At 63.1% G+C, this 5632-nt stretch carries 5 protein-coding genes; all 5 read right to left on the bottom strand.

Features of this window, described 5'->3' with window-relative positions:
* Positions 1 to 85 precede the first annotated feature (85 nt).
* Complete coding sequence (locus AC3IFE_RS18210; RefSeq protein WP_489191431.1) at positions 86 to 670, bottom strand: head-tail connector protein; 585 nt, start codon at positions 668 to 670, stop codon at positions 86 to 88.
* Positions 671 to 720: 50 nt separating this feature from the next.
* Positions 721 to 1986 carry a phage major capsid protein gene (locus tag AC3IFE_RS18205; RefSeq protein WP_059703927.1) on the bottom strand — a complete coding sequence of 422 codons (1266 nt, stop codon included), beginning with the start codon at positions 1984 to 1986 and terminating at the stop codon, positions 721 to 723.
* 69 nt (positions 1987 to 2055) lie between these two features.
* On the bottom strand, positions 2056 to 2811 hold the full coding sequence (locus AC3IFE_RS18200; RefSeq protein ID WP_489191429.1) for a head maturation protease, ClpP-related: 756 nt from the start codon (positions 2809 to 2811) through the stop codon (positions 2056 to 2058).
* Positions 2812 to 2839: 28 nt separating this feature from the next.
* Positions 2840 to 4129 (bottom strand): phage portal protein, encoded by a 1290-nt coding sequence (locus AC3IFE_RS18195; RefSeq protein WP_489191428.1) that lies wholly within the window; start codon positions 4127 to 4129, stop codon positions 2840 to 2842.
* Positions 4126 to 5632, bottom strand: a 1507-nt coding sequence (locus tag AC3IFE_RS18190; protein WP_489191427.1) for a terminase large subunit, incomplete at its 5' end; no start/stop codon positions are given. The genes AC3IFE_RS18190 and AC3IFE_RS18195, both read right to left, overlap by 4 nt.

Below are 5632 nucleotides of genomic sequence, written 5' to 3'. Positions count from 1 at the left end.
TGGCTCATCGTTCTCGTTTACTGCACCGCTTCGGCGCTCGATCACGATTCGCTCGTTCCGTTTTCCCGCGCGCATACTGTCCTCACTAAATGCTGACGATCGCGTGACGCGCGATGAGTCGGTTCGTGAAATCCTCGCTCAGCGAACTAACCGTTCCATCGAGCTCTGATTCACGGTGCGCGGACAGCGTGCCGAGCTGCAGCAGCATCCACGCAACAAGCGATTCGGGCACGGCTTCCGGTGTTTCGAATGCGCCGCAACGAAACCGCACCTCGACATCCTCGCCGTATGGGAACGATTTTCGGGACACGAGATACGCCCGATCCATCACGCGGTACGCTGCCGGCGGCAAGGTCTGCCGCACGCCGGCCTCGTCGATATACGACACGTCGGTGATCTCGATCACGTCGTTCCACAAGAGAATCCGATCGGACGGAAACGAATCGACCCGTACCCGACACTCCTGCGGCAGCAACGGGCGGGACAGCGCCGCCTCGAGCGCTTCGCGCGCCGCGACGATGTTCCCCTTCAACAGAACATCCTCGTCGTCGCCGTCAATTCGGCAGTGCTCGCGCGCCAGGTCGAGCGTGATTGCTTCCTCGGCGGGCCGTGTCATAACGTCGACGCGGCCCGACGCAACGCGCAGCGGATATGCCAACTGGTCGGCCATGTATTCCTCACGTCGAATGTGCGGCCGCCACGACGTGGCGGCCCCGTTCATCAGCCCTGCGGCGCCGCAGCCTCGCCCATCTTCAGCGCCTTCACCGCACCGCCGATGTCGATCAGGTTGCCGCCCTGGCGGTTGAATCCGACGAAGCCGACCTGCCCCTTGAGCGTGTAACGCGAGTCCGTCATGCGGAACATCGTGAGATCCATCACTTCGCGCACGATGTATTCGGAGTGGTCGCCGAACGTCAGCGGCTTGGCTCCCGCCTCGGGCACGTCGTATTCCTGCACGATCGTGACCGGCCGGCCGAGCAGACGGTCCGGCGCACCACCCGGATTGCCTTGCTCGTAGCCCGGCACGAAGATCGGTCGCTTCTGTTCGTCCTTGATCTTGCGAACGACCTTCAGCATCTGATCGTGCATCGCATACCCACAACTCGGACGCACGCGATATGCCGGATCGACGCTGTGCTCGAGGTCGATCAGGTCGTCGTAGGTGATCAGGTTCGGCGACGCCACGGTAACGCCCGTGCCGACCGCCGTCAGCAGTCCGACCGGCTGCTTGTTGCCGGTGCCCTTCGCGAAATGCCGCGCAGTGATCCGGCCGACGCGCGTCGACAGCAGACGGATGATGTAGCTTTCGAGGTCGAACATGCTGTCCTGCAGCAGCTCCATCGAAAGCGCGATCGACTTCGACGAGTAGCGGAACGCTTCGAGCGACTTCGCGACGAACTTCGTGTCGCTGTCGCTCGTTTCCCCGTTTTCTTCGACGATTTCGCCCTCTTCCGTCGTCGCGTCCGTACCCGGGAACGTCATCGAGGCGCCCGTCCCGGTCGACAGCACGGTAGCGATCTGGCGAAGGCCGCCGAATGCCTTGAGCGCCTCCGACAGTCGGCGATAGAACTCCGGCGCGACGGTATAGCCGCCGGCAGCCGGGTCGCCGGTCGACATGGCGTTCTGGATTTCCGGTGTCTGCCGCGCGAGCATGCGCGCGCGGTCTTCGTCGGTCAGAGCCAGCACGCCGCGCCGGAGGAACGTGCGGATCGCTTTCGATTCGCCTTCGTGCGCGCCCGGCGTCTTCACGTGCGCGTTGATCAACCCCTCCGGATTGCCGGCGAGCGCTTCCTCGGCGAGCCGGTTCATCAGCCCTTCGTGACGCTTGATCTCGGCGCCCACCCGATCCATTTCGGCGAGCCCTTCGTCGTACGCCTTTTGCTGGTCGGCGCCCCACTTGTCGCCCTGGTTGTTTTCGAGCAACGCGTTCAGATTTTTCGCGAGTGCGTCGCGACGCTCCCGCAGTGCTTGAATAGCAATAGCCATACAGTCTCCATCGACAGAAAAAGAAAGGGCCACCCGAAGGGTGGCCCTATGAATCGACGCGGGAACGCGTCACGAACGTTGTGCAAGCTCCAGCCGGCGCCGCATTGCTTCCATATCCGGCGCCGCGGCCGACGTCTGCGGAGCCGCCGTCGGCGCGACAGGCTTCGAATCCGGCGCCGGCGCCGACGGCGATTCCGGCGGAGCGAACGCGACCGGCCTGCGCGGCGACGACTGCGCATGCGCCGCGCTCGGCGCACGGTCATACGCCGACAGATTCCATGCGGACGCCTGTGCATCCGTGCCAGCGCCCGCGAGCCGATCAGCAAAGCCGCGTTGCACGGCTTCGTCCGATGACATCCACGTTTCGGCAGCCATCCAAGCGGAAATATCGTCCTCACTTTGCCCCGTCTCCTTCGCGTAGGTTCGCACCAGCGACGCGTCGACAGCGTCGAGCAGCTTCGCCGATTCACGGAGATCGTCCGCATTCCCCATCGCGAACGTCCATGCGTTATGGATCATCACGAACGCGCCGTCCGTGATCTCAACCTCATCGGCGGCCAGCATCACGAAGCTTGCCGCGCTCGCGGCAACGCCATCGACGTGCGCGATCACCCGCGCGGAATGCCCGCGAATTGCGGTTTCCATCGCGCGTGCGGCAAACACGTCGCCGCCCGGGCTGTTGATTCGAAGGTGGATCGTATCGGCCGTGATCCCGGCAAGCGCCTGTACAAACGACTGCGCGGAGACGCCGCCCCACCAATCGTCGGTCACAATCACGTCGTAAAGGTAGACAGTCGCAACCGTGCCATCGTCGCTCGCCTTCACGCTGAAAGCCCGCGGCGCTGCGCGGTTGTCATTCAGCAGCTGGAGGATTCGGTTTCGTCGCATCTTTGGTCCCTGAATTTAGAGTGTTGCCGTCCGGCTCCGGCGGCATGTTGAAGCGGCGCCGCACGTCGTTTTGCGTCATCCAACCCGGCTCGCCTGCGCGACCGAGCGCGATGCGGAATGCCTCAAATCGCGATTTCATGTCGCCGAGGTCGAGCGCGTCGGCGTCGTGCTGAATTGAACGCTTCGGCTTTCTGACTACCTTCCGACCAACCTCCTGCGCAATCTTCGTAAGGTGCCTGCCAAGCGTGTATTTCACGAAGTGCTTCGCAAGCTGCTCGGCCGTCGTGCCGATCGTCGTACCCTTGTCGCTTCGACCCACCATATGTGGCATGACTCCGAATACGGAGCACACGTCGTCATCGGTCAGCTTCCGGTTTTCGATCAGCTTCACGTCTGCTGCCGACATCGAAATCTGCTTGATATCCATCCCACCACCGAGCACGACTGGCGCGGAAGAGTTGTGCAACCCGCTGTATCGCTGAATCCACTGCTTGCGTAGCAACGCGACCTGATCCTCGGTCAACTTACCCTCCGACTTGATCACCAGGTCGGGCCGCAGGTTGTCGGACAGCATCGTGTCGACCAGTTGGCCGGCCGCAGACGCTACGTTGACCGGCATGCGAAGTACGCTGCGGATCTGCGAGAGTCCACGTCGACCATCGAAGCCAGGGCCGGGAACGTGGATCATGTCGTCCTGATCGACCGTCATCACGACGTTGGTGGCCGGATCGAGATACGTGTACACGAGACGTCCATCGACGAGGTCAACCCACACCGAAAGCGGATGCAACGGTTCGACCGACTCGATTCGCGATGACCACCGCGTAACACGGTGGATGCGCGAAAACAGATCGCCATGCAGGAGCAGGCCAGTCATGCCGAATTCCCACCCCACCGCCGCCGGCCACCGCGGATGCAGCTCTTCGTTGAGTAGCTCCCAATATTCCGATTCCACCGGCAACACGCCGTTGGCGCCGCGCTCGTACTCGACCAACGGCGTCGAGGCAACCGCCCCGCCGATCAGCGCCACGCAGGAATAGACGGTCGCGACGCTCATCGCGCCGCGCTCGCTCACCGCCCGCCCGGGCGTCTGCAAGCCCGTCATCCAGTCGTACGCATCGGTTCCGGGGACGATCTGGCTCGTCGAGACCGCGGCGGCGTTCATCTTTGCCGCCTCGCGCTCGGCGTTCCACTGGTTCAAAATTCGCGAGCCGCTTGCGTTCCCGCGCGGCGCACCGTTCGTTGCGTTCGTCATAGGATGTAAATTTCCGGGTCCGCTTCAGGCTGATACGTAACCGCGCGCGTGGTCGCCATACAGGCCGCGACGATCGGATCGATGCGCCCGTTCGGCCGCGACTTTTTCTTGTCGGGCCGGATGTTTTCATTCGAATCGAGCAGCAACGTGACGTTGCTGGCGCACCACCGCGCGACCGGGTTCCCTCCATGACGCATCCGGCCGCCATACACCAGGCGCTCCAACTGCTTCGCGCCGGGCGACAGTCCGGCCATGTTTTGCGCGACTTGCACCATCGGTATCTCGTCCTCGAGCAGCTCGTTGACGATCTGCGTTGCGTTCCATGGATCGAACGCGATGTCCTGCACGTCGTAGAGTTTGCAGGCGGCCTTGATCGTGTCGCGAATGACCGTGTAGTCCGTGACCGCGCCCGGCGTCACGATCAACCACCCTTGCTCCGCCCATTTTTTGTACGGCGCGGCGTCGCTGGCCTCCTGAGTGTTCACCTTCGCCTCTGGTGCGAAAATGAAGAAGACATAGAACCACTCGCCGGCTGGGTCGATTTCCCCGTCATCGGCGTACGGCGGGAACGTGAGCACGAAAGCGCACAAATCCTGCGTACTGGCCAGGTCCAAGCCGCCGAAGCACTTGCGCCCGGCGAGCGATTTCCGATCAAAGGGCGCACCGCATGCGTCCCATACAGCGATGTCGAACCAACTCAGCGCGCCATTGACCCAAACGTTCAGATCCTTGGTTAGAAAATTCGCCTTCGCGCTCGGTAGCTCGGCGGCCTTCGCCGCTTGCGCGCGCATGTAGTCGACGGTTTTCGCACTGCCGAGACTCGGGTTCGCCTTGATCCAAACTGCTGGGTCAAACGGATCGTCGTCATCGTCGAGCGTGTAGATGTAGCCGAAGAAGCTGTCGTCGATCTTGTCGCCACGCAGGATCATCACGAGATAGCCGCGAATCTCCGTGCAGATCCCGTCGAGGATGTAGCCCGCCGTCGTGATGGCGGAAATTAATGGCTGGAGCCGCGCGCCGAGCGCTGACTCCATCACGTCCCACACCTCGCGCGTCTTGTGCGCGTGCAGCTCGTCCACCATACAAACTGACGGGTTGAGGCCGTCGAGCGATTCCGCGTTCGCCGGCAGAGGCTTGAACACGCTGCTGCCGATCACGATCCGCTCTTGGTTCGTCCCGTCGTACACCTTGATCGAACGCGCCAGCCGTTTCGAACGACGGCACCGGCGACGGTAGTTGTCGAGCGCCGGCTTGAACACGCTCATCGCCTGCTCGCGCGTCGTCGCGATCGTGTACACCTCCGCGCCCTGCTCGCCGTCCATCAGGAACAGGTAATCGCCCTGGCCGGCCTTCCACGTCGACTTGCCGTTCTTGCGCGCGACCTCTTCGTACCCGGTGCGAAAGCGTCGCAGCACGGAATCGACGCGGCGCCAGCCGTACATCACGGCCGTCCAGAACCGCTGCCACGGATCGAGCACCAATGCCTGTCCCGCGAGCGCGCCC

The sequence above is a fragment of the Burkholderia sp. APQ4-4ca genome (genome assembly GCF_057837105.1).
Note: the sequence above shows the minus strand (reverse complement) of the source record. Positions and strands in the feature narration are given on the sequence as shown.